General features: G+C 39.5%; 21 protein-coding genes. 14 read left to right on the top strand and 7 right to left on the bottom strand.

Translation table 11 applies throughout. The annotated features are described in order from the left end of the window. The first annotated feature begins 178 nt into the window (after positions 1–178). The 3 genes from UCH001_RS10610 (at position 179) to UCH001_RS10600 (ending at position 3,600) form a co-directional block, all read left to right on the top strand. Positions 179–1,672, top strand: coding sequence for a peptide-binding protein (locus UCH001_RS10610; RefSeq protein ID WP_067178525.1), 1,494 nt, complete (start codon positions 179–181; stop codon positions 1,670–1,672). 89 nt (positions 1,673–1,761) lie between these two features. Continuing rightward, positions 1,762–2,772 (top strand): OmpA family protein, encoded by a 1,011-nt coding sequence (locus UCH001_RS10605; RefSeq protein WP_067177669.1) that lies wholly within the window; start codon positions 1,762–1,764, stop codon positions 2,770–2,772. 12 nt (positions 2,773–2,784) lie between these two features. Further along, a complete protein-coding gene (locus tag UCH001_RS10600; RefSeq protein WP_067177667.1) occupies positions 2,785–3,600 on the top strand; it encodes a mechanosensitive ion channel family protein in 816 nt (271 codons plus the stop codon). Here the strand turns inward: UCH001_RS10600 and UCH001_RS10595 are convergent, their stop codons facing one another. After that, the gene (locus UCH001_RS10595) at positions 3,601–4,407 is read right to left on the bottom strand and encodes a DUF4197 domain-containing protein (protein ID WP_067177666.1); all 807 of its coding nucleotides are present in this window, start codon (positions 4,405–4,407) and stop codon (positions 3,601–3,603) included. A gap of 69 nt (positions 4,408–4,476) precedes the next feature. On the opposite strand from UCH001_RS10595, the gene UCH001_RS10590 reads away from it, so the two are divergent. Continuing rightward, positions 4,477–5,115 (top strand): HAD family hydrolase, encoded by a 639-nt coding sequence (locus UCH001_RS10590; protein WP_067177664.1) that lies wholly within the window; start codon positions 4,477–4,479, stop codon positions 5,113–5,115. 174 nt (positions 5,116–5,289) lie between these two features. Continuing rightward, on the top strand, positions 5,290–8,856 hold the full coding sequence (gene nifJ / locus UCH001_RS10585) for a pyruvate:ferredoxin (flavodoxin) oxidoreductase (protein ID WP_067177662.1): 3,567 nt from the start codon (positions 5,290–5,292) through the stop codon (positions 8,854–8,856). A gap of 108 nt (positions 8,857–8,964) precedes the next feature. On the opposite strand, the gene UCH001_RS10580 is transcribed toward nifJ, so the two are convergent. The 4 genes from UCH001_RS10580 to UCH001_RS10565 form a co-directional block, all read right to left on the bottom strand. After that, entirely contained in the window at positions 8,965–9,159 is a 195-nt protein-coding gene (locus UCH001_RS10580) for a hypothetical protein (protein ID WP_067177660.1), read from the bottom strand. An 88-nt stretch (positions 9,160–9,247) separates the two neighbouring features. Further along, positions 9,248–10,009, bottom strand: a complete 762-nt coding sequence (locus UCH001_RS10575) for a hypothetical protein (RefSeq protein ID WP_067177658.1) — start codon at positions 10,007–10,009, stop codon at positions 9,248–9,250. Next, complete coding sequence (locus UCH001_RS10570; RefSeq protein ID WP_067177656.1) at positions 10,002–10,241, bottom strand: hypothetical protein; 240 nt, start codon at positions 10,239–10,241, stop codon at positions 10,002–10,004. Before UCH001_RS10570 ends, UCH001_RS10575 begins: the two co-directional genes overlap by 8 nt. Continuing rightward, positions 10,238–12,052, bottom strand: coding sequence for a Na/Pi cotransporter family protein (locus UCH001_RS10565; RefSeq protein WP_231963999.1), 1,815 nt, complete (start codon positions 12,050–12,052; stop codon positions 10,238–10,240). The genes UCH001_RS10570 and UCH001_RS10565 overlap by 4 nt, the downstream gene beginning before the upstream one ends. 92 nt (positions 12,053–12,144) lie before the next feature. Between UCH001_RS10565 and luxS the strand changes: the two genes are divergently transcribed. Together luxS and sstT are read left to right on the top strand one after the other, a co-directional pair. Beyond that, positions 12,145–12,645 carry an S-ribosylhomocysteine lyase gene (gene luxS / locus UCH001_RS10560; RefSeq protein WP_067177653.1) on the top strand — a complete coding sequence of 167 codons (501 nt, stop codon included), beginning with the start codon at positions 12,145–12,147 and terminating at the stop codon, positions 12,643–12,645. Between the two features lie 111 nt (positions 12,646–12,756). Continuing rightward, entirely contained in the window at positions 12,757–13,962 is a 1,206-nt protein-coding gene (gene sstT / locus UCH001_RS10555) for a serine/threonine transporter SstT (protein WP_067177651.1), read from the top strand. A gap of 21 nt (positions 13,963–13,983) precedes the next feature. On the opposite strand, the gene UCH001_RS10550 is transcribed toward sstT, so the two are convergent. Further along, entirely contained in the window at positions 13,984–14,400 is a 417-nt protein-coding gene (locus UCH001_RS10550) for a pyridoxamine 5'-phosphate oxidase family protein (protein WP_067177649.1), read from the bottom strand. 95 nt (positions 14,401–14,495) lie between these two features. Between UCH001_RS10550 and UCH001_RS10545 the strand changes: the two genes are divergently transcribed. Next, complete coding sequence (locus tag UCH001_RS10545) at positions 14,496–15,185, top strand: rhodanese-like domain-containing protein (protein ID WP_067177647.1); 690 nt, start codon at positions 14,496–14,498, stop codon at positions 15,183–15,185. 3 nt (positions 15,186–15,188) lie between these two features. Here UCH001_RS10545 and UCH001_RS10540 read toward each other — a convergent pair whose 3' ends face one another. After that, positions 15,189–15,614, bottom strand: coding sequence for a bacteriohemerythrin (locus UCH001_RS10540; RefSeq protein ID WP_067177645.1), 426 nt, complete (start codon positions 15,612–15,614; stop codon positions 15,189–15,191). Positions 15,615–15,727: 113 nt separating this feature from the next. On the opposite strand from UCH001_RS10540, the gene UCH001_RS10535 reads away from it, so the two are divergent. The 6 genes from UCH001_RS10535 (at position 15,728) to UCH001_RS10510 (ending at position 24,448) form a co-directional block, all read left to right on the top strand. Further along, positions 15,728–16,867, top strand: a complete 1,140-nt coding sequence (locus UCH001_RS10535) for an efflux RND transporter periplasmic adaptor subunit (protein ID WP_067177644.1) — start codon at positions 15,728–15,730, stop codon at positions 16,865–16,867. Continuing rightward, a complete protein-coding gene (locus UCH001_RS10530; RefSeq protein ID WP_067177642.1) occupies positions 16,864–19,989 on the top strand; it encodes an efflux RND transporter permease subunit in 3,126 nt (1,041 codons plus the stop codon). Before UCH001_RS10535 ends, UCH001_RS10530 begins: the two co-directional genes overlap by 4 nt. Before the next feature lies 1 nt (position 19,990). After that, on the top strand, positions 19,991–21,397 hold the full coding sequence (locus tag UCH001_RS10525; RefSeq protein WP_067177640.1) for an efflux transporter outer membrane subunit: 1,407 nt from the start codon (positions 19,991–19,993) through the stop codon (positions 21,395–21,397). A gap of 125 nt (positions 21,398–21,522) precedes the next feature. After that, a complete protein-coding gene (locus tag UCH001_RS10520) occupies positions 21,523–22,920 on the top strand; it encodes a PhoH family protein (RefSeq protein ID WP_067177638.1) in 1,398 nt (465 codons plus the stop codon). Beyond that, complete coding sequence (locus UCH001_RS10515) at positions 22,917–23,690, top strand: UDP-2,3-diacylglucosamine diphosphatase (RefSeq protein ID WP_067177636.1); 774 nt, start codon at positions 22,917–22,919, stop codon at positions 23,688–23,690. The genes UCH001_RS10520 and UCH001_RS10515 overlap by 4 nt, the downstream gene beginning before the upstream one ends. After that, positions 23,675–24,448 carry a patatin-like phospholipase family protein gene (locus UCH001_RS10510; protein WP_067177634.1) on the top strand — a complete coding sequence of 258 codons (774 nt, stop codon included), beginning with the start codon at positions 23,675–23,677 and terminating at the stop codon, positions 24,446–24,448. The genes UCH001_RS10515 and UCH001_RS10510 overlap by 16 nt, the downstream gene beginning before the upstream one ends. Positions 24,449–24,467 lie beyond the last annotated feature (19 nt).

Raw genomic sequence — 24,467 nt, 5'->3', positions numbered from 1 at the left:
ATTTAAACAACTGCTCTATACTTTCATTACCAAGACAAATACCTCCTTTTTGTGAATCACTTAACAATTTTAAAAATGAGCTTCTAGATTGCCCGGTCTAGAAGCTTTTTTTATTTTCAAACACAAAAAAACAATCTTCCTTTGTTTCAAACTTTACGACTATGTTATAATCTTTTTTATGAAAACACTTTTACTTCTCTTCTTTTTCATATTGACTGTTTTTGCAAGTACATTGCATCTTTCTATTTCTGCTAATCCTAGCCGTTTTAATCCCATTCTTTCTACGGATAAAACAAGCTCAGACGTTGCTCAGTGGCTCTTTAATGGATTGATTAAATACGACAAAGATGCGAATATTATTCCCGATCTTGCAGAGCATTACTATTTTGTTGATGATACAACCTTGATTTTTGAACTAAAACAGAATGTAAAATGGAGCGATGGGACTCCTTTTAGCGCCCGTGATGTACTTTTTACCTATGAAACGATTATTTCTCCCAAAATATTTACACCATATGCTTCTGGCTTTATGCACATCGATCACGTAAAAATATTGAATGATTTTAAAATCGAAGTAAAGTATAAATATCCTTATTTTAAAGCACTTGAAGTATGGATGATGGAGATATTGCCTGAGCATAAACTCAAAAATGAAACAGATTTAATGACCAGCAAGTTCAATCAAAATCCGCTTGGTACAGGTCCTTATACCCTTACACAATTTAATATTTCTAAAGACATTGTTTTAGAAGCAAATCTTAACTATTTTATTCATAAACCTAATATCAATCAAATTATCTTTCACTATTTACCTGATCGTTCTGCTGAGTTTTTAATGCTTAAGTCAAAAAAGCTTGATGTTGGCTCCCTTTCTCCTTTGCAGTTGGAGCGCCAAATCGATGAAGATTTTCGTAAGCATTACACCATTTATGAAGATATCGCGCATAATTACTCGTATATGGGCTTCAATCTCAAATCAGAGAAATTTAAAGACGCAAGAGTTCGCGAAGCACTCTCTTTAGCCATTGATCGCCAAGAATTAGTGGATATACTTTATTTTGGTCATGGCAAAGTATGTACAGGACCTTTTTTACCAGGTACAGGGGCATTTAATGAAAAAGTGCTTGCTCCAAAACCTAACATTGAAAAAGCAAAAGCACTCTTAAAAGAGGCAGGTTATGATGAAAATTATCCCTTTGAGTTTGAATTAAGTACCAGTGCTAATGGAAGTGGTAGTTATTCTGCGCAAATACTCCAACATCAACTCAAAAAAGCAGGTGTTGTCATGAAGCTTCGCATTATGGAGTGGCAAGCTTTTTTAAATACAGTCGTTCTTCCTCGTAATTTTGATGCTGTTTTGATGGGTTGGTCTTTAGGTCTTAAACCAGATGCCTATACCATTTGGCACAGTGAATCCAGCCGTAAAGGTGGCTTTAATTTTATAAGTTATGAAAATAGCGACGTTGATCGTTTGATTAAAGAAGCTGAAAAAGTTGTAGATCAAGAAAAATTTGATCTTCTATATCGTGAAATTTTTGCAAAAATCGTTGCTGATAATCCTTATCTTTTTTTAGTGATTCCAAATGAAATCACTGTGGTCAATAAAGAAATTACTCCTGTATCAACTTCGATAATTGGGGTTATGCATAATGCCATTGATTGGATTAAATAGGATTTTTAATATTCGCTTGCTCAAATCTGTGCTATAATTAAGTTCTCCATACATGAAATGTTAGAAATATTAGTTTTAAAGGATATGAAATGAAAAAAACATTGTTTTCATTGGCGGCACTAGCATCTTTGGCGTTTGCAGCACCAACTGCATACAACTATGAGGTTACACCAACCATTGGCGGTGTTTTACCAGAGGGCAATCTTGACCTTAAAAACCAACTCACTTATGGTTTAAGATTTGGTATCAATCTTGATAACAACATTTTCAGCCAAGTTGAATTTGGTTATGATAGATCTGATAGTGTTGATTATAAAAATGGCAGAACAGACAATACCGACTTTAACCGTTACTATGCGAACTTGGTTAAAGAGTATAAATTGTCACCAGAGACTGCATTATATGCTTTAATTGGTCTTGGATATGAAGATGTAAGTAATGAACAACTTGAAAACAGAGACAGTATGTTTGCACAATACGGCGGTGGTGTAAAATACTGGGTAACTGATAATTTCGCTCTTAAAGCAGAAGTTCGCCATGCAGTTAAATTCCATGGTGGCGATAACAACATGTTCTACAGCCTCGGCTTTACTATTCCTTTCGATGCAAAAACTGCACCAGTTGTAGCAAAAGCTGCACCAGTGGCTGCACCAGTTGTAGCTCCAGCTGCTCCAAAAGATAGCGATGGTGATGGTGTTACAGATGATAAAGATAAATGTCCAAATACACCAAAAGGTACAGTTGTTGATGCAGATGGTTGTACAAAAATTATTCGTTTACATGTAAAATTTGATTTTGATAAATCAACTGTAAAACCAGAGTTTATGCCTGAAATTCAAAAAGTTGCAGACTTTATGAAACAAAACCCAGGTTACAATGTTGTTCTTGAAGGTCACACAGACTCTAAAGGTAGTGATGCTTACAATATGAAACTTTCAGACCAACGTGCAAAAGCAGTTGCAAAAGCACTTTCAACTCTTGGCGTATCAGGTGCTAAAGTAACTACAGAAGCATATGGCGAGAGCAAACCAATCGCAACCAATGACACTGAAACTGGTCGTGCTGAAAACAGAAGAGTTGACGCAGTTTTCAAAAAGTAATTTAGGACATTAATGAATTTACATATGGATTTAAGCTGGACAGTTATTGTTAATTTTGTCACTTTGTATGGAGTGAAAGTACTCGCATCTTTACTGATTTTTTTTGTTGGTAAAAAAATAGCCTCTATTATCACAGCAATTGTTGTAAAAGGTATGCGTACTTCGAAAATTGATGAAACCATTACCAGCTTTTTTTCCAATGTAATTTACTTTGGTCTTTTGGTGGTGATTATTCTAGCTGCAATAAGCAATCTAGGTATAAACACCACCTCCTTTCTTGCAGTTCTTGGTACCGCAGGTCTTGCTATAGGCTTGGCACTTCAGGGTACACTTTCAAATGTGGGTGCGGGGATTTTGCTCGTATTCTTCCGTCCTTTTAAAATTGGCCATTCTGTTCAAGTTGCGGGTGAAAATGGTATCGTTGAAGAGTTAAATCTTTTTAGCGTTATTCTAAAAACCGGTGATAACAAACAAATTATCATTCCAAACTCTGCGGTTATTGGCAAAAATATTATTAATTTTTCTGCGAAACCTACTTCTCGTGTAGATTTAATTTTCAATATTGGCTATGAAGATGATCTTCTTTTAGCAAAAAACACACTTCAAGAAATTGTGAATAGTGAAGCAAAAGTACTCAATGATCCTGCTCCATTTGTTGCGGTGAGTGAATTAGCGCAGACAAGTGTCAAGCTAATGGTGCGTTTTTGGGTAAAAAATGAAGATTCTGCTACAGCGAGTTTTTCGATTACTGAGAAAGTAAAACTTGCTTTTGATGAAAAGAGGATAAGTATTCCTCATCCTCCTGTATCAGTCACAACTGAGATATAACTATTTTCCAAATACTTGTTGGATAATAGAGCTTCCACTTGCCATTGGATTGCTACGTAGCGCTTTTTCTTTCTCAGCAATCATGTAAAAAAGCCCATCAAGTGTTTTGCGACCAATATAATCTTCAATATCTTCATCCCCACTCGGTACAGCGTCTCCCATACCCAACCCTTTAGCAATAGAAGAAGCTTGCCCAACCATTGCGTTATTGGTAAGCCCAGAAGTTGCGTTTCCACCGCCTGCAAAACCTTTGAGGCTTTGATAAGAGCTCATAACTTGACTCTCTTTAACGCTCTCTTTAATAATAGGCATTATGGCACTGAGAAGTTTTGTTCCTGCCTTTGTTTTGAAATAATCTGTTGCTGCTGTATTACTACCATTTACAATAGCGTTAGCATCTTCTACACTCATGTTTGAAATAGTATCACTTAGAATAGAAGCAGTTTTAGGAACAGACTTAGTCGCTGCATTATTCATAGTTTTGACAAAATCATCCACATAACTTTTACCACCTAGCTTTTCAGCGGCTGTTGCTACAGGTTTCATAGAAGCTGGCAGAGGAATTTTAACAGCTGCATTGTTGAGGTAACCTCCCTCTTTCCCAAGCAGTGAAACGGCTTGTTTTGCACCAAGGCTCAGAGCCTCTTTAACTCCAGATGTTGCTGTACTTTGTGATGTGGTTGTACCACTTGTCGTTGCACTTTTTTGTGTTGTTGACGTAGCAGTGACCGCTGTGTTAACAGCATCTTGCCAATTGGCTGCACAAAGCATAAGCGGAGCTAAAAGTATAAGACTTTTGTGTAACATGTATCTCCTTTTTAATGGTCTTGAAGTTATAATAGTCCATTCTATGTAAAAGGACTATTAAGGCAGACAATGAAAACGATTTTATTTGATTTAGACGGCACGTTGATTGATTCTACGGATGCTATTTTAGAGAGTTTTGGCGTAGCGTATGAAACGTTTGGTCGCCAAGCTCCTGAAGATGAGCAGATTAAAAAGTTAATTGGTCATCCTTTAGATTTGATGTTTACAATGCTAGGAATTGATGCCTTAGAAGCCAATGATTATGTTGCAGCATATAAAGAGCATTATAGATTGATTTCACGTAAAAAAACGACACTTTTACCTTTAGCATTAGAAGCAATTAAGCATGCTTCTAAAATTGCAACATTAGGTATTGTAACCACTAAAACAGCACGCTATTCAGAAGAGCTTTTAGAGCATTTAGGTGTGATGCACCATTTTAAAGTGTTGATTGGTAGAGAGAGTGTTACGCACCCTAAGCCACATCCTGAACCAATACAAAAAGCACTCCTTGCATTAAACGCAGATCCTGCACATACATGGATGATAGGAGACACTCCAATGGACTTAATCTGTGCCAAAGAAGCAGGTGTCCATAGTATCGGTGTTTTATGTGGATATAGCAGTAAATACGATCTTGAAAAACACACTACTTTCATTGTTCATGATGCTTTAGATGCAGTAAAAATGGTCGCCTCCCATTCATAGATTTGTTATATCTTTGTCATATTTTTAGACTATGATTTTGCGTAAGGCTTGGTTAAACTTTCATTAAATTAGAGGCTCTTAAGTTTCATTTATGAGTTATTAAGAGAACGCTAAGTAGAATGAGATAATCATCAAACCAAAGAATGAATGAGAAAATAAAATAAGGGGAATTTAATGGCTAAAGTCATGAAAACTATGGATGGTAACGAAGCTGCGGCATACGCATCTTACGCCTTTACCGAAGTTGCTGGTATTTACCCAATTACACCTTCTTCTCCAATGGCGGATTTCACCGACGTTTGGGCAAGTCAAGGAAAGAAAAACTTATTTGGAATGCCTGTTAAAGTTGTTGAAATGCAAAGTGAAGGTGGTGCTGCTGGAACGGTGCATGGTTCACTTCAAGCAGGTGCTCTAACAACAACTTATACGGCTTCTCAAGGTCTACTACTCAAAATCCCAAATATGTATAAAATGGCAGGTGAGTTATTGCCAAGTGTTATTCACGTCAGTGCAAGAACCCTTGCGACACATGCTCTTTCAATCTTTGGTGACCACCAAGACATTTATGCTGCACGTCAAACAGGTTATGCGATGCTTTCATCTGGCTCTGTTCAACAAGTTATGGACTTAGCGGGTATTGCGCACTTAGCTGCTATTAAAGGGCGTGTTCCATTTTTACACTTCTTTGATGGTTTCAGAACTTCACATGAAATTCAAAAAATTGAAGTAATGGATTATGCAGTATTTGACAGACTTTTGGACAAAGAAGCAGTTCAACGTTTCCGCGATGAAGCACTAAATCCTGAGTCTCCAAAAACTAGAGGTACTGCTCAGAATGACGATATTTATTTCCAAGGTAGAGAAGCACAAAACAAGTTTTATGATGCATTGCCTGATATCGTAGCTCACTATATGGCTGAAATCTCAAAAGAGACAGGACGCGATTATAAACCTTTCACATACTATGGTGCGCCAGATGCAGACAGAATTGTCGTAGCTATGGGTTCAGTTACTGAGTGTTTGAAAGAAACGATTGATTATTTAATGAGTAAAGGTGAAAAAGTAGGTCTCGTTACACCACACCTTTATAGACCATTTAGTATCAAATATCTTATGGATGTTATGCCAGAATCTGTTAAAAAGATTTCTGTACTTGATAGAACAAAAGAAGCAGGATCTATTGGCGAGCCATTGTATCTTGATATGAGAGCAGCATTTTATGGTCATAAAAATGCACCTATCATCGTTGGTGGACGTTATGGTCTTTCTTCAAAAGACGTTGATCCAGCGCAAATGATTGCGGTATTTGAAAACCTTAAACTTGATGAGCCTAAAAATGACTTCACCGTAGGTATTGTGGATGACGTTACGTTCAAATCATTACCAGTTGGTGAAAAACTAAGTCTTGGTGAGCCAGAAACAAAAGAGTGTCTGTTCTATGGACTTGGTGCTGATGGTACGGTTGGTGCGAACAAAAGCTCAATTAAGATCATCGGTGATGAGACAGACATGTATGCACAAGCATATTTTGCATACGACTCCAAAAAATCTGGTGGTTTCACACGTTCACACTTACGTTTTGGAAAACATCCAATTCGTTCAACATATTTAGTATCAAATCCTCATTTTGTTGCCTGTTCTGTGGCTGCATACCTTGAGTTGTATGATGTTGTTGATGGTATTCGTGAACATGGTACATTCTTGCTTAACTCTATTTGGGATGCAGAAGAGACTATTAAACGTATTCCTAACAAAGTAAAACGTATTCTTGCAAAACGCAAAGCAAACTTCTATATCATCAATGCAACAAAACTAGCGCGTGATATCGGTCTTGGTAACAGAAGTAACACGATTATGCAATCAGCGTTCTTCAAACTTGCAGAAATTATCGATTTTGCAAAAGCGCAAGAATTTATGAAAAAACAAGCGTATAAGTCTTACCACAAAAAAGGCGAGCACATTGTTGAATTAAACTACAAAGCAATCGATGTGGGTGCAAGCGGACTTATTAAAGTAGACGTTGATCCATCATGGGTAAATCTTGCAGATGAAGTAAAAACACAAGAGGTTGTAAGCTACAAAGGTACACCATTTGTTGAAGCGATTGCAAAACCAGTCAATGCTGCACGTGGCGATACACTGCCTGTTTCAGTCTTTAATGGCTATGAAGATGGTACATTTGAGCATGGAACAACTGAGTTTGAAAAACGTGGTGTTGGTGTTATGGTTCCAAAATGGATTGAAGAGAATTGTATTCAATGTAACCAATGTGCATTCGTATGTCCACATGCGGTTATTCGTCCATTCCTTATCAATGATGCAGAATTTGCAGCAGCTCCTGAAGGTGTTAAAACACATGCTCTTGATGCAAAAGGAAAAGAACTTAAAGGTCTAAAATATAAAATCCAAGTTTCATCACTTGACTGTACTGGATGTGATCTTTGTGCTGAAGCATGTCCTACAAAAGAGAAATCATTGGTAATGGTTCCACTTCAAGAGAGTCTTGAAGCAGGTGAACAAGTGAATGCAGATTATCTCTTCAAAAAAGTAACCTATAAAGATGACATTCTTTCAAAAAGTAGTGTTAAGGGCGCCTTATTTGCTCAACCACTCTTTGAGTTCCACGCAGCATGTCCAGGTTGTGGTGAAACACCATATATTACGTTAGCGACACGTCTATTTGGCGATAGCATGATGATTGCAAATGCAACAGGATGTTCATCAATCTATGGTGGTTCTGCTCCATCAACGCCATACCGCAAAAATGATAAAGGTCATGGTCCAGCATGGGCAAACTCATTGTTTGAAGACAATGCTGAGTTTGGTCTTGGTATGCACGTAGCAAATGAAACAATACGTCATAGAATTCACTCTGTCATGGAAGCTTCTGTTGATAAAGCACCAAATGCAATTGCAGCGCTTTACAAAGATTGGATTGAATTTAGAGACGATAGAGCAAAATCTACTGAAATCCGTAACCTTTTAGTACCTCTTTTGGAAGCAAATCCAACAGCCCCAGGTGCAGATGTTATTTTAAGTCTTAAACAGTACATTTCTAAAAAATCACAATGGATTTTCGGTGGTGACGGTTGGGCGTACGACATCGGTTATGGTGGACTTGACCACGTCATCGCAAGCGGCGAAGATGTCAATATCTTAGTTCTTGATACTGAAGTTTACTCTAACACTGGTGGACAAAGCTCAAAATCTTCTCGTGCAGGTTCAATTGCTCAATTTACAGCAGCAGGTAAGCCAAGCCAGAAGAAAGATCTTGGTTATATCGCTATGACATACGGAAACGTTTTTGTTGCACAAATCAACTCAAACGCATCTGCAGCGCAAACCATTAAAGCGTTTGAAGCAGCAGAAGCATATCCTGGCGTTTCACTCATTATCGCATACTCTCCATGTATTGCTCATGGTATTAAAGGTGGTATGGGTAAATCTGGTAACCAAGGTGAACTTGCAACTAAATGTGGTTACTGGCCAATTTATACCTATGATCCACGTTTAGCGGATAAAGGTGAAAACCCAATTAAAATTACAGGTAAAGAGCCAGATTGGTCATTGTACGATGAATTCTTAATGAATGAGGTACGTTATGCGTCACTCAAAAAATCAAATCCAGAGCATGCACAAGCACTCTTTGATCATAACAAAAAAGATGCACAACGTAGATGGAGACAACTGAACCGTCTAGCAAGTGCTAGCTTTGCAAATGAGTTACCAGAGGGCGAATAAGCCCTCTCTTTTAAAGAGAGTAGAGGAGAAGAGATTCTCCTCTCTTTTATTTGTAGAAAGCCAAATGAACGGTGTTCAAATGGCGTTAAAAGCTTCTAAACTTCTTTCTTACTTTTGAACTTCAGCAGCAACTTGAGCATTTGATTTAACAACATCACCACTTCCGTGAATAATGTGTGGGATACATCCTGTACAGACGTGAATATCTTCACCGTTTTTCATTGCTTTAATAAATACTGCACCAGCACTCTCATCGCTTGATCTTAGACAAACGTTGCATACTTGAATGTTGTTGATTTCCATAAAAGACTCCTTATTGAATTTGGCGTATTATAGTTAAAAAAAAAGCTAAAAAGATTGAGCGAGATCAAGTTTTAGCTAAAGAAGATCTCTATAAAAAGAGCACAAGACTAATCATTGCTTCAATGCCAATATCGACAGGTTCTTTTCCAATAACCCTTGCACTGTTTTTCACTTGGAAAATGATTTGACTCAAAATAATTTCAAAGTTGAAATTCGAAGGATCTAAAATACTCTCTTTATGGTTTTTAATCGTAGAAAGATTTTCTATCAATTCCCATGAAGGTGATTGTCCTGAATGCAGTTTGTTGTTAAACTCAACTTGCCAGTTATTTTGCCATGTGAGAAAGAGGTAATGATCATTTTTGTCTTTTGCTGTTTTCACCTTCCATTTAACCACTTCAAGATAGTAGTAAAGCTTTTTAAAGGCTTCTTTATCATACGAAAGTGTTGTGATTTGATGACCTTCTCCTATCTTGTAACTTTCCCAAATCAGTTTATAAAGCCCTAAAATAAGAAAATCATTTCTATCAGGAACATTGCTATTTTTATCAAAGGCAATACGCAAATAATCATCATAAGATTTTAAATAAACACCATTGTATTTCATACGAATTGTATTTTTTGAGTTGCGCATTTCATTGAAGATGTAGTTTTGACTCTCTTTGCTATAAGCGTTTGGATTACGAAGATCGAGTTTTTCTTTATAAAGGATGAGGTTTTCAACAATTTTTTTATAATCATAATGTAAGTTGGTTGCACCATGTGATTGGAGCACTTCACCTATTTTTTCTTGATTGGTAGTGGCACAGCCTGAGAGTAAAAAAATTGCAAGAAAAAAAAGCCTAAGCATCCATAATTTCCTTCCCTTTTTTTATCTGCTTTTTGATGATTTTAATGCTATCGTGAATGGCTTCACGTTTAATCAAATCGGTCTCATTTTTTAACTCTTGTTTGAGGCTAATACGCCTAAGCTTGAGTTTTTTCAATAACTCTTTGATAATTTGTTTTTTATTGGCATCAGCATTTGGTGAGGCGATGTTAAAGAGTTCTTTAATTTTTTGGATAAATTTAAAGCCACTCATGTATGACTCCTTATCTCGTTCACGTGTGTTAAATCCGTAACTTCGGTTTCATTTAAGATCAAAGCTTCATGTTCTTCTTTGGTTTCGGCATTGGCATGAATAAACAGCGTATGCGCCACTTTTGTAAGTTCAGACGCAATGGTATAGGCATAGGTTGTATCGTTCATCAATGAAGTTGCCATTGTGTAGGTTATTTTATTGGTACGTATGAGGTTATCGAGTGATTTATTGGCGGCAATATCGTATTTTTTTGTATCAAGCTGGAGCTTGCTAAGCAATAAGAGTGCAACATCTTCTTCTGATGTGTTGAAGATCATTTGCATGGTGCGAAGGTGTTTGATGAGGTTTTTACGAATATGATTGTATTCACTTTTAATATACTCGTTATCAGATTCCAGATAGCGAAGCATATTTTTTTGCATATGTTTAGAGGCTTTAAAGGCTTCTACGATGCCAATGGTTGCATTTTTGATGGGAATAAGTTGACGATTACTTTCATCTGCAAACTTTCCTTGTGCCATAATAGCAAAGTTAATAATCTTGCCGTAAATCTCTTTAATCCGTCGTTCATAGTACTCGTCCATGTTAATCGATAATGCTTTGTTACGAAGTTTTAAAATATCTTCGATCTCCATACCTGAAGTAATATCTTCTTTTGTAACACTCAGTCCTTTTGCAATGATGTCAAATACATTATTGTAAAGGTGCTTTGTCTCTTTCAGTAAGGTCGCTTGAGCGGTGTCTGGAAAATCTAAGGCAACATCGTTTATAAATAAAACATCATCAATTTCATTTTCTGGGGTTACTTCCTGTTTAAAGACGCGATTGAGTAGGGCAACCAAACCATGTACTGCGGGTGCAAAAAGAAGCACACAGATCAAATTGAAATACGTATGGTAGAGCGCTAATTTGAGTGGGTAATCATCTTTTGGTATACCTAAAAAAGGTGCAGTAATGTCAATAAAATGAATCAACTGTGGTACAAACCAAATGAGTAAAAAGCCTGTTAAGGTGTTAATTAAAAAATGAGCACCTGCAAGCTTTTTGCCCTCAAAACTGGCTCCAAGTGCACCGATAATCGCTGTAATCGTTGTTCCAATATTGGCGCCAATGGTCAGTGCAATGGCGTTTTCATAAGTAATTTGAGAGGCGGAGAGAGCGGTTAATATTAGTACTAAAGAGGCATGTGATGATTGCATAACGATCGTTATACCTGCACCAATCAGCACAAAAAGGATGAGTCCCATAAAACCATCGGCAGTGTACTGTGTGAGGTCTATGGTCTCTTTAAATGCATCAAACCCCTCTTTCATATAGGCAATGCCTAAAAAAGAAAATCCAAGACCCGTAAGTGCGTAACCGATACCTTTAAGACGTTTGCTTTCTTGAAAAATGAGAAGAGTACCAAACACAAGCATGGGAAGAGCGTATGTTGCAATATTGATTTTAAGACCAAGTGCTGCAATGAGCCAAGCACCCGTGGTTGTACCGATATTTCCACCTAAAATAATCCCTACACCTTGTGCTACGCTGATAAGCCCCGCACTGATAAAAGAGATGGCAATGACGGCGACTAAGCCACTGGATTGCATCAACGTTGTTGTAACAGCACCAAAGAGAATACTTTTATAAAGGTTATTGGTAATTTTTTTGAGAAATCTATCGAGTAAGCCGCCTACAAAGAAACGAAAACCCTCTTCAAGACTTTGCATACCTAGTAAAAAGATCGCGACTCCCGCTGCGATATGAAGCATATTTTTGCTTTGAATAAAGGTGTATGATAAGGCAAGTATGACAACAAGAAGCAACACTCGTTTCAAAGCAATCTCCTGTATTCTAAGCTTCCGAAGGACAAATTATTGTACACTTTTTTCGATATAATTGCCGAAAAAAAGGATTTTAAATGCCATTACTCGATAGTTTTTGTGTAGATCACGTCAAAATGCCTGCCCCTGCGGTAAGAGTTGCTAAAACAATGAAAACACCTCATGGCGATGAGATCACCGTGTTTGATCTTCGTTTTTGTAAACCAAACCAAGCTATTTTGCCAGAGCGTGGTATTCACACCTTAGAGCATCTTTTTGCAGGTTTTATGCGTAATCATCTCAATGGAGAAGGTGTTGAAATCATTGATATTTCACCAATGGGATGTCGTACAGGATTTTATATGAGTCTTATCGGTACGCCTCATGCAGAGCGTGTTGTAGAAGCATGGAAAGCATCGATGAATGACATTTTAGGTGTCAAAAGTGAAAATGATATCCCAGAACTCAATGTTTATCAGTGTGGTACCTATAAAATGCATTCACTGGATGAAGCACACGAAATTGCAACAAACATCCTAAATTCGGGCATTGGCATTATGAGCAATGAAGCATTAAAATTGGATACTTCAAAACTGTAAAACTGATAGCACATTTTTAACGCATACATAAGAACCTTTTTTATATTATTAGTCCTTAATTTTAAAAAAAGATTAATATAGATACACATATTTTGAGTAAGGAAGGTTTTTATGGAGCGTTTAGTCGCAAGGTATAAAGAGAGCAATCTTATTGTTCTTATCCTCATTGGTATGGTGTTGGGCGTTTGTGTCGCTCTCATCTCTTCAGAAGCTGCAATGGCAGTCTCTATTCTTGGAACGCTGTTTATTAAAGCGTTAAAAGCCGTAGCGCCTGTTTTGGTTCTCGTTTTAGTTGCTACAGCGATTGCAACAAAGCCTGTTGGTGTTCAAACAAACATTAAGCCTATTGTTCAACTCTATGCAATAGGAACATTTGTGGCTGCCCTCATTGCGGTTGTTGTTAGTTTTTCGTTTCCAGTAACATTGGTTCTCACTACTCCAGAGGCTGGCTTAACACCTCCTCAAAGTATTGTTGCGGTTATAAAAGGCTTTATCGTTAGCATGGTGGACAATCCAATTAACGCACTCTTAAAGGGCAATTATATAGGTGTGTTAACATGGGCAGTTGCTGCTGGTATTGCTCTACATCATAGTAGTAACCACACTAAGCAAATGATGAAAGATGTCAGTGATGCGATGACTAAAATCGTTCAAGCGGTTATCAAATTAGCACCATTTGGTATTATGGGTATCGTTGCTGAGACATTTGCAGAGACAGGTTTCGCGGCACTTCTAGGTTATGGTAAACTTTTAGTCCTTCTTGTTGGAACAATGCTTTTTGTAGCACTTGTGGTTAATCCAATTATTGTTTATATTAAAACAAAAAGTAATCCTTATCCTTTAGTACTTACATGTCTTAAAGAGAGTGGGGTAACAGCGTTCTTTACACGAAGTTCAGCAGCAAATATTCCTATAAATATGGCATTGTGTAAAAAATTGGGACTTCATGAAGACACATACTCTATTTCGATTCCATTAGGTGCAACAGCCAATATGGCAGGTGCGGCGATTACCATTACGATTTTAACATTGGCGGCAGTCAATACTTTGGGAATCTCTGTAGATATTCCAACAGCATTGTTGTTAAGCGTAGTTGCAAGTATTGCAGCAGCGGGTGTTTCAGGTGTTGCTGGTGGTTCTTTACTTTTAATTCCTCTTGCATGTGGACTTTTTGGTATTAGCGATGAGATTGCGATGCAAGTTGTTGCAGTTGGTTTCTTAATTGGTGTCGTTCAAGACTCAACAGAAACAGCACTTAACAGCTCAACGGACGTTGTTTTTACAGCTGCATGTTCAAATGAGCCTATTAATTTATAATCATTAAAATGAGTTTGGCATTTAATTGGAGGCAAAAAACTCCAATTTTTTGCCAAATCCAAGTGAATTATCGGTAAACTTAAGATAGGTTATTTTGATGCTCCAAAGCGTTGGTTGCATCGCTAAAGCATAAGGGAAGCGTTTAAAATAGGCTTTCTTCTCGACGTCATTTGCCTCTTGAAATTCTCCGTTAAACTGTACTCCTTGTATTTTTCCTACCATTTTTGTCTCTAGCGCAACCGTTCCTGCAACATATGTATTTTCTATGGCTTCTTTTCCATGTCTGGTTTTGGTGACATCGGTAGCGATGACAAATGTTGCACTCTCCTCTATAAAGCTATAAAAACAAGAAGCACAATAGGGTATATTGTTGTGACTTGTGGCTAAAGTAAGCAGATGATGTTTTTTTAAAAATGCTGTAATGATGGGCTCTAACATAGGTATCCTTTGAAAAAAAGTATAACATATTTTTTTTGACTCTTTTAAATTTTAAAAGGATTACTATAGTTGTATTGATCTCTTAGGAGTTACAGATGCGTATCTTCATTTTAGTACTATTTTTTATTGGCGCACTTTGGGCTGAAAACCCAATGGTCTTACAACTCACAGGTGTAAAAACAACGCATATGATGGCTAATGGAAAAGCGCAAGAGGTGTTTATTGAACGAAATACACCAAAGGAGTGTAATGACGTTGGCATCAATCCAGAAGCGATTTTTAGCGGTGATTATGCGGGTAAAAATGTTCCGCCTTTATGTAAAAAAAGTTTTGTAACGACTGTAGGTAAAGCCCAACCCATGAGCTTTGCGCAAGGTGTCATTACCGTAGGTGAGATAGAAGTGCTTGATTTTATTAAAAATAAACTCAATGTCAATCCATCGGCTTATATCTTAGTGGATGCGCGAAAGCGCGATTGGTATGAACAGATGACCATACCCAGTAGTGTCAACATTCCTTTTGATGAGATTGAATATGACTCGGCAATCCCTGAGGATTTTGAGCGTGTACAAGCGTTATTGGGGTTTCGCAAAATAGCAGAGACCTACGATTTTAGTCATACTAAAACTGCATTACTGTTTTGCAATGGTATTTGGTGTGTTCAGTCTCGTTTAGCGATTGAAAAACTCATAAAAATGGGTTATCCGAGAGAAAAATTATTATGGTACAGAGGAGGACTTCAAGATTGGGTCGCTTTAGGGTTTACAACGATTCAACCAAAATAAATTTTACAGCGATGCGTGTAAATCCTTCTCTGTCACGATAAGGCTTTTTCGCCATTTTTCAATTTGAAGATCGTTTTCCAAGATATGTTCAGCAAGCCATTTTTTGGCGATCATCTGAATGCTTTTTTGAAGTTCAACAACGCCTTTTTTCTCTTTTAATATTTTGGTCATTCCCTCGATAATGCTTTCATGGAATTTTTTATGTTTTTCATACAGAGGATAGTCGATACTTTGCATATACGCCTCTTCCTCTTTGAAATGTTTTCCCATATAGTCATAAAACTCTTTAAAAAGTCTTCCTAATTCGGCTTTATTGGCGTTGTTGGGGTCTAGTCTTTGTGCAGCGTTTGCAAGTTCAAAAAGTTCTTGGTGTTGTGCATCAAGTAGTTCATGATTTAGACTAAAACGTTCGCTCCATTCAATGATCACTGATATTCCTCATAAACAATTTGAGGTATTTTACCACGCTTTGAGTCTTTTTTTGCAAGGTTTGATTAACATAAGAGGGATACAATAACGTTCATAATAAATAAGGAATTTGTATGATAGTAAAAATGTTAAAACCTCTTCTTTTGGTACTTCCTCTTTTATGGCTAGGCTGTTCACAGCAGAGTAAACCTACAAAATCTGCCATGACTGTTGAAGTAGGGACATACACGCTCAGTGCTCAAAATGTTACCTTAACACGTGAGTTACCCGGGCGAACAAAAGCAACACTCAGTTCTGAAATCCGTCCTCAAGTAGGAGGAATTATTCAGGCGCGTTTCTTTGAAGAGGGCGCTTTTGTTAAAAAAGATGCATTACTGTATCAGATTGATCCAAGTTCGTACCAAGCTGCTTTTGAAGAAGCCAAAGCAACCCTTCAAAATGCAGAAGCACTGGTTGAATCCACGCGCTTAAAAAGTGAACGTTACGCTGATCTTGTAAAAATTGATGGTGTTTCTAAACAAGATATGGAAGATGCCAAAGCAAGCTATTTGCAAGCGGTTGCGAGTGTTGAAGCGAAAAAAGCAGCTCTTCAAACAGCCCGCATTAACCTAGAATACACCAAAATCAAAGCGCCTATTAGTGGGCGTATCGGTACATCAAGTGTCACGGTTGGTGCACTCGTAACGGCAAACCAAACCACGGCACTCGCTACCATTCGCACCCTTGATCCTATCTATGTCGATCTTACCCAATCCAGTACACAACTTCTAAAACTTCGAGCACTTTTAGAACAACAAGGTATCAAACAAGGTAGTACCAAACTTGCTCTTAAACTGGAAGATGGCTCCATGTATAAACAAAATGGCACACTTCAATTTCAAGAGATTGCAGTCGATGAAAGTACTGGCTCTGTGACACTTCGTGCCACGTTTCCTAACCCTGATGGCGTCTTGCTCCCAGGTATGTATGTGCGCACACTTGTAGATGAAGCGGTTAATTCTGCCGCTATTTTAGTTCCACAACAAGCTATCCAGCGTGACCCTAAAGGCAATGCAACAGCACTCATCGTTACCGCAGATAACAAAGTTGAAAAACGTGTTGTGGTAACAGAGCGAGCAATAGGCGATACATGGCTTGTGAATAGTGGTTTAAATGCAGGAGACCGCGTCATTGTTGAAGGTGTCAATAAAGTACGTGTTGGTGACGTAGTGCGTGTTATGGATGTTACTACAACGCTAGGTAAAGCACAATGATCGCACACTTTTTTATCCATAGACCCATTTTTGCATGGGTTATTTCCATTGTTATTATGCTTGCAGGTATGGGCTCCATCTTAACCCTGCCCGTAGCGCAATACCCAGATGTTGCGCCTCCTACCATTCGCATTGACACAACTTATACGGGAGCTTCTGCGCAAACGGTGGAGAACAGTGTTGTGCAGATCATCGAACAACAGCTTACAGGGCTGGATGGACTGTTGTATTTTTCTTCCAGTAGTAGCTCATCAGGAAGCGCACGCATTGATGTTACCTTTCAAAAAGGAACGGATGCCGATACTGCGCAAGTGCAAGTGCAAAACAAAGTAGCTCAAATTACGACACGTCTTCCAAAGTCCGTTCAAAATGAGGGTGTACGTGTCACCAAAGCACAAAATGACTTTTTGATGATTGTCTCTTTGTACGACACGACCGATACGAAAATGTCGGTGGATGTGGCGGATTATCTACTCAGTAACATGCAAGACCCGATCGCCCGTTTAGAAGGTGTGGGTACAGTGCAAGTGTTTGGCGGTCAATACGCGATGCGTATTTGGCTAGACCCCAATAAATTGGCTTCGTATAGCTTGATGCCCTCTGACATCAGCAGTGCCATTACCGCACAAAATGTTCAGGTCTCAGCAGGTAGTATAGGTGCACTTCCTAGCAACAAAGACCAACAGCTCAATGCTACGGTAACAGCAAAATCACAATTGCAAACACCAGAAGAATTTGCGAATATCATCGTTAAAAGTGATAGCAATGGAGCCCTTGTTCGCTTAGGCGATGTTGCCAGAGTTGAACTTGGCAGTGAGAGTTACAACAGTGTCACCAGACTGAACGGTCACCCTGCTTCTGGACTTGCTGTTATGCTCGCCCCTGGTGCAAATGCCCTTGCAACAGCAGATCGTGTCAAAAAAACCGTTGCTAAGATGGAAGCTACGATGCCAGATGGCTACAAAGTAGCGTATCCACGTGATAGTACAAAGTTTATTCGCATCTCGATTGAAGAGGTTGTGAAAACACTTTTTGAAGCGATCTTACTCGTTGTTGTCGTTATGTTTGTCTTCTTACAAAATTGGCGAGCAACACTGATTCCAGCGATTGCTGTGCCCGTTGTTCTTTTAGGAACATTTGGTGTTTTAGAGGTTTTTGGCTACTCCATCAATACGCTCACCATGTTTGGTATGGTACTCTCCATCGGTCTTTTGGTGGATGATGCAATTGTTGTTGTTGAAAATGTTGAACGTATTATGCGTGAGGAAAAACTTTCCCCTATGGAAGCGACCGAGAAATCGATGAGGGAGATCACCAGTGCGCTGATTGGTATTGCAACGGTGCTCTCAGCCGTCTTCCTTCCTATGGCGTTTTTTGGAGGATCAACGGGTGTAATTTACCGACAATTTTCCATTACCATCGTTTCATCAATGGTACTTTCTGTTATTGTGGCATTGACGTTGACACCAGCACTGTGTGCTTCATTACTCAAGCCGCATACAGAGAGTCATGGACGTGGTTTTTTTGGCTGGTTTAACACGACCTTTGATCGTTTGATTGAACGCTACAAAGGTAATGTGAGCTCTGTCATCGCCCGTCCGATTCGTTGGATGGTAGTGTATGGCATTATTGCCTCAGTGATGGCATTTTTGATTTTACGCCTTCCTACAGGCTTTTTACCCAGTGAAGACCAAGGCAACAGCATGGTTCAGTTTAGTTTGCCTGAGGGTGCTTCATTTAAACGAAGTGATGCGGTAGCCCGTGAGATTGAACGCTACTTCTTAAATGAAGAGAGCAATAACACCGAAGCGATTTTTACCATCTCAGGTTTTAGTTTTAGTGGAAGCGGTCAAAATGCTGGTATGGCGTTTGTGGCGCTCAAAGATTGGGATAAAAGACCTGGCGTGTATAACAGAGCAGACACCATTTCAAGTCGTGCGACGATGAATCTTTCACGTGTGCGTGACGCGCAGATTTTTTCACTTAACCCTCCTGCAATTCAAGGGCTAGGGCAGAGTAATGGTTTTAACTTCCAGCTTCAAGCACTCTCCGATACAGACCGTGAAGCGTTTAAAACCTTCCGTGATACACTTTTGAGTAATGTGCGTCAAGATAGCCTCTTTACGGCTGTGCGCTTAGGAAGCCTTGGAGAAACACCACAACTTAAAGTCAAAATTGATGAGGCTAAAGCAGTCGCTCTTGGGCTTTCGCTTTCTGATATTGATGAAACACTCAGCTTCGCGTGGGCAGGTAAATATGTGAATGACTTTGTGGACCGTGGTCGTGTGAAAAAAGTCTATGCCCAAGGTGACATGGAGTTTCGCTCCAAACCAGAAGATTTGGATAAGTGGTTTGTAAAAAGTAGTAGCAATGTCATGACGCCTTTCTCGTCATTTGCAACATCGCAGTGGAGTTATGGTGCTCAAACACTCACCCGTTACAATGGTTTGGCATCGTATGAGATTCAAGGTGCTTCTGCTCCAGGAGTTAGTTCTGGTGTAGCGATGGATAGAATGGAAGCCTTGCAAGAAGCTTTACCAGCAGGTACAAGCTTTGCGTGGAGTGGACTTTCGTATCAAGAGCGCTTATCCAGTGGGCAAACGGTAAAACTGTATGCCATTTCTATCTTAGTTGTCTTCTTATGTTTAGCAGCGCTTTATGAGAGTTGGGCGGTACCATTTTCAGTTCTATTGGTCATTCCTTTGGGTATTTTTGGCTCTGTCGTTGCAGCGTCACTGCGAGGATTAGAGAATGATGTTTACTTCCAAGTGGCTCTTCTAACCACCATTGGACTCTCGTCTAAAAATGCCATTTTGATTGTTGAGTTTGCCGAAGCGGCATACAATAGAGGAAGTTCCCTTATAGAAGCTGCTGTTGAAGGTGCGAAATTAAGGCTAAGACCTATTTTAATGACCTCTTTAGCCTTTATCGCAGGCGTTCTCCCACTAGCACTTTCCAGTGGTGCGGGTGCGAACAGTCGTATCTCCATTGGTACGGGCATTGTAGGAGGAACGCTGAGTGCAACCTTCTTGGCTATCTTTTTAGTACCGCTGTTCTTTGTGTTGGTGCGAGGGATGTTCCCAAAACGTCAACATCACGCAACGCTTGTAGGGGAGGTGTAAAATGCGTACATTGTATAAAAGCACTCTAAGTATCGTTGCCATCTCTTTTTTAGTGAGTGGGTGTGCGACGCTTTCTCCTGAGTATGAACGACCATCTGCACCTATTCCTTCTACATTTGCTTCAACTGCAAAAGAGAGTCATCAAAGTGTGCAAGAGCTTTCATGGAGAGCATTCATCAACGATGAAAGGCTTACCAAAGTGGTCGCACTCGCTTTAGAGCAGAGTCGTGACTTACGAAAAGCGGTTGCAAACATTGAAGCTGCGCGTGCAACGTACCGCATTCAGCGAAGTAGTGAATTCCAAACCATTGAAGCAGGAGCCACTGGCTCAAAAGCACGTTCTTTAAATTCAACAACCAATACAACCTCCATCTCTCAAAGCTCCTCTGCAACCATAGGGCTCAGCAGTTATGAACTGGATCTATTTGGAAAAGCCAGAAGTTTGAGCGAGGCGGAGTTTGAAACCTATAAAGGGGTAGAAGAGGCTGAAAAAACGGTTCGCATTACCCTCATTGCTGAGACAGTGAGCGTATGGCTAACCTACGCTTCTGATCAGAGTTTATTAAAGCTTTCCTTGCAAACAGAGCAGAGTGCGAAACGTTCGTTAGAGTTGGTGCAAAAAAGAGTTGAGAGGGGCATTGATTCTAATGTTTCACTTTACAGTGCGCAGAGTATTTATCAACAAGCTAAAGCTGATGTAGCAAACTATACGACCAAAGTAGCGCAAGATAGGGCTGCTTTAGAACTATTAGTCGGTGCACGTGTGGATGACGCTCTATTACCTCAAGAGTTAGATAAGACCTCTCAAAATTGGTTAGCTGATGTTCCTGTAGGACTCTCTTCGCAGATTTTATTGAATCGTCCCGATGTGCTAGAAGCAGAACACAACCTCAAAGCGGCAAATGCCAACATCGGTGTTGCCAGAGCGGCGTATTTCCCTTCTATCACACTCACCACCAAAGGTGGTGTAGGCTCAAGTACGCTCAGTGGACTTTTTAGTGGTGGAACTTCTACTATCTGGTCATTTGTACCTAACATCTCTTTACCACTTTTTGATGCAGGAGAGAGGGAGGCTAACTTAGACTATGCCAAAGCCAAACGCGATGTCTATGTGGCGACGTATGAAGTTACCATTCAGACAGCGTTTAAAGAGGTTAATTCAGCGCTTGCAAGACGTTCGACAATTGCTGAACAGTACAATGCGCAAAAAGCTTTGGTCGAAGCCAATAAACAGAGCTATACCTTGTATGATGCACGCTACCAAAAAGGGGTAGATACCTACCTTAACGTGCTTCTCTCCGAGCGTTCATTTTATAACTCCGAGCAGTCATTGATTAGCGTGCGCTTGGAAGAACTTAACAATCGTGTAAGCTTGTACCGAGTCTTAGGAGGCGGTTTAGCACAATAACATATTACATGTAAGGCTTTATAAGCTTTACATGTACTCCTCTTTTCTGCTTAATAAAAACGCACTCCTTTTGTTACCAAGTTGATATAATGTTTTCATACAATTGTTGCATGAAAGGGAGTCAGATGTCAGTGAATAAAGTTTATGTGCTCGATACCAACATCATCTTGCACAATACCAATTTTATCAAAGAGTTGTGTGATGGTGGCAACAACATCATCGTCATCCCAGAAACGGTGCTTATAGAGCTGGAAGATTTTAAAAAGAATTTCACTGAACTTGGCTATCAAGCCAGAAGCTTCGCACGTATGCTTGCTTCATGTAAAGTCGAAGAAGTGGACAGTGGAGAGCTTTTCCGTGTCGTGAAAATGCGCTATGAAGAAGACATTGCTATCCATCTTTTCTCAAAGACGCTTTACTCTTCAGATATTGACTCACAATTTATCAACGAATCAAACGACAAACGTATCCTTGAAGTCGCCTCAGGTGCGCAAGAGTACTACCCAGACTACAAAGTCATTTTTCTCTCTTTAGATGTGTATGCCCGTATGTTTGGGCTTTTTTACAATGTAACTGTTGAGTCTTTACGAGAAGATAGAAGTGATGTTCCAGAGTTTGAGTTTGTCAAACAGCTTCCTGTTGACTCAGCATTGTTTAATACCCTTGATAAAAAGCTGATTGGGGAGTATGACCCTGAGTATAAAAGTGGAAACTACTGCTATGAGTTTATAAGCCCCGATGGAAATTCAGAACATGCCATCATCTCTCCTGGTGGCATCATCCATATGCTCAATGAAGAGTTAGACTTTAGAGGATTGGAAGTAAAACCAATCAACCTCAAACAGAAGTTTTTTATGAAAGCGCTGCTTTCTAATATGTACGACATTCACGTCATTGATGCTCGTGCGGGTAGTGGTAAAACCTTGATGGCATTTGTCGCGGCGATGAGGTTGGTGAGTAAAGGCAGTTACGAGAAGATCGTCTATGTGCGAAACTCCATCGAAAGTGTCGATAAAGGGGCGGATGTAGGTTACCTTTCGGGTAATGATGAGAAGTTTCGCATCTACAATATGGCGCTGTATGATACTTTGGAGTTTATCGCTAAAAAGCGCATGAAAAAACGTGACAATACGCAAGAACCGCAAGTGGCCATCGAGAAAAAAGTGCAAGAGCTGATGACCAAGTATAACATCGAAAAGCTCTGGCCAGGTGAGGCGAGGGGTCGAACGCTCTCTAATGCCATCGTCATCCTAGATGAGTGGCAAAACAGCTCAAATAACACGACTCAGCTTATCTTATCACGTCTGGATAACAACTGTAAAGCCATCGTCATTGGTTCAAACCGTCAAATTGACAATATGTACCTTAACCGTTTTAACAACGGTTTGACCTCCTTGTTAAAACAGACCAAAAAAGAGCAAACACACATCTCGCTTTTTGCGATAGAGCTCGATAAATCGGTGCGTGGTAAATTCTCACACTTTGCCGATGATATTTTTGGGGACAGTGATAAACACAAATGACCAAATACCAATTTTTAGGGGATGAAGACCCAGTTGCTTTTCGCTCTATCTTTATCTCCGACCTTCACTTGGGAACACGGTTCTCCCAAGCGGAGGAGCTTTTAGAATTTTTAAAATTTACACACTGCGAAAATCTCTATTTAGTGGGTGATGTCATCGATGGTTGGGCGATTAAACGTAAGATTAAATGGGCACAATCGCATTCTGATGTCATTCAAAAGATTCTTAGAAAAGCCAGAAAAGGCACCAATGTCTTTTACATCACAGGCAATCACGACGATTTTTTGCGCTCATTCTTGCCTTTAGGTCTGGGTGATCGTATATCGGTCGTTGATGAAACCGAATACATCAGTCTCCGTAACGAGCGTTTCTACATCACGCATGGCGATTTTTTTGACTCGGTGACGATGACAAAACGCTGGCTTGCTATCTTGGGCGATTTGGGGTATGACCTGCTTCTAAACATCAACCAATGGCTGAATTGGTGGCGCAAAAAGCTTCGTTATCATAGCCACTGGTCGCTTTCAAAGTATGTGAAAGACCATGTCAAAAGCTCTGTCTCTTTTATCACCGATTTTGAGGCGATTTTAAGTGAACATGCCAAACGACACCACTTTGATGGCGTGATTTGCGGACATATTCATAAGGCGGAGATACGCGATATTGAGGGCATTAAATACCTTAACTGCGGTGATTGGGTGGAGTCATGTACGGCGATTGTGGAAACCTATGAGGGTGAATTTAGGATTATACGATGGCTGGGGCATTGAAGATCTCTTTAGCGCTCTCAGGAGGTGCAGCACGTGGTGCTTTTCATCTAGGCGTTATTGCAGCGTTAGAGCGTAACAATGTGGAAATAGCCGCCGTTTCAGGTACGAGCATTGGCGCAGTTATCGCGGTAAGTGTAGGCTCAGGGGTGAGTGCCTTTGATATGTTTCGCCTTTTTAAAAGCAAAGCCTTTCGTAAGGTGTTCCAGTTTAACTATTTTAAAAAAGGCATTCTTCGCATCAACGAAAAAGCAACCATTTTAAAAGAGATAGCACCGATTGATCGCTTAGAGCAGATGAAAATTCCTACGTTTGTAACCTGTGTGGATCTTCCAAGCGGTGAAATCGTACGTTTTAATGAGGGGGAGACGATAAAATTAGCGATAGCAAGTTCTGCGCTCATTCCTATTTTTAGACCGATTGTGTATGAAAATTACACATTGATTGATGGTGGCTTTATGGACAATTTACCCGTAGAACCTCTTTTAGGGCTTCCATACCCGTTAGTGAGTGTCAATCTTTTCCCACTCAATACCAAACCTAAAAGTCATCTTCTCTCCAGTCTTGAGCGAGCAATTTATCTCTCTATACTCGCTTCTTCGAAGCAGCAGATCGAACAAAGCGATTTGTGTATTAGCGATTCTTCGTTAGATGATTTTGGATTGTTTACTTTTAAACAACTCGAGGCATGTTTTGAACTAGGTTATCGCAAAGGGTGCGAGTCCATTTTGACATTTATGTCACAAAAAAGTATAATCTAGTGTTTTAAGAGAAGGAAAA

Source organism: Sulfurospirillum sp. UCH001, assembly GCF_001548035.1.
Classification (GTDB): Bacteria; Campylobacterota; Campylobacteria; order Campylobacterales; family Sulfurospirillaceae; genus Sulfurospirillum.
Note: the sequence above shows the minus strand (reverse complement) of the source record. Positions and strands in the feature narration are given on the sequence as shown.

Excerpts from the sequence above, each read along its gene's own strand:
- UCH001_RS10600 (WP_067177667.1), top strand. The coding sequence starts at position 2,785 with ATGAATTTACATATGGATTTAAGCTGGACAGTTATTGTTAATTTTGTC.
- UCH001_RS10535 (WP_067177644.1), top strand. The coding sequence starts at position 15,728 with ATGATAGTAAAAATGTTAAAACCTCTTCTTTTGGTACTTCCTCTTTTA.
- UCH001_RS10545 (WP_067177647.1), top strand. The coding sequence starts at position 14,496 with ATGCGTATCTTCATTTTAGTACTATTTTTTATTGGCGCACTTTGGGCT.
- UCH001_RS10515 (WP_067177636.1), top strand. The coding sequence starts at position 22,917 with ATGACCAAATACCAATTTTTAGGGGATGAAGACCCAGTTGCTTTTCGC.
- UCH001_RS10520 (WP_067177638.1), top strand. The coding sequence starts at position 21,523 with ATGTCAGTGAATAAAGTTTATGTGCTCGATACCAACATCATCTTGCAC.
- UCH001_RS10570 (WP_067177656.1), bottom strand. The coding sequence starts at position 10,241 with ATGAGTGGCTTTAAATTTATCCAAAAAATTAAAGAACTCTTTAACATC.
- UCH001_RS10590 (WP_067177664.1), top strand. The coding sequence starts at position 4,477 with ATGAAAACGATTTTATTTGATTTAGACGGCACGTTGATTGATTCTACG.
- UCH001_RS10605 (WP_067177669.1), top strand. The coding sequence starts at position 1,762 with ATGAAAAAAACATTGTTTTCATTGGCGGCACTAGCATCTTTGGCGTTT.
- UCH001_RS10595 (WP_067177666.1), bottom strand. The coding sequence starts at position 4,407 with ATGTTACACAAAAGTCTTATACTTTTAGCTCCGCTTATGCTTTGTGCA.
- sstT (WP_067177651.1), top strand. The coding sequence starts at position 12,757 with ATGGAGCGTTTAGTCGCAAGGTATAAAGAGAGCAATCTTATTGTTCTT.
- UCH001_RS10530 (WP_067177642.1), top strand. The coding sequence starts at position 16,864 with ATGATCGCACACTTTTTTATCCATAGACCCATTTTTGCATGGGTTATT.
- UCH001_RS10525 (WP_067177640.1), top strand. The coding sequence starts at position 19,991 with ATGCGTACATTGTATAAAAGCACTCTAAGTATCGTTGCCATCTCTTTT.
- UCH001_RS10575 (WP_067177658.1), bottom strand. The coding sequence starts at position 10,009 with ATGCTTAGGCTTTTTTTTCTTGCAATTTTTTTACTCTCAGGCTGTGCC.
- UCH001_RS10610 (WP_067178525.1), top strand. The coding sequence starts at position 179 with ATGAAAACACTTTTACTTCTCTTCTTTTTCATATTGACTGTTTTTGCA.
- UCH001_RS10550 (WP_067177649.1), bottom strand. The coding sequence starts at position 14,400 with ATGTTAGAGCCCATCATTACAGCATTTTTAAAAAAACATCATCTGCTT.
- luxS (WP_067177653.1), top strand. The coding sequence starts at position 12,145 with ATGCCATTACTCGATAGTTTTTGTGTAGATCACGTCAAAATGCCTGCC.
- nifJ (WP_067177662.1), top strand. The coding sequence starts at position 5,290 with ATGGCTAAAGTCATGAAAACTATGGATGGTAACGAAGCTGCGGCATAC.
- UCH001_RS10580 (WP_067177660.1), bottom strand. The coding sequence starts at position 9,159 with ATGGAAATCAACAACATTCAAGTATGCAACGTTTGTCTAAGATCAAGC.
- UCH001_RS10510 (WP_067177634.1), top strand. The coding sequence starts at position 23,675 with ATGGCTGGGGCATTGAAGATCTCTTTAGCGCTCTCAGGAGGTGCAGCA.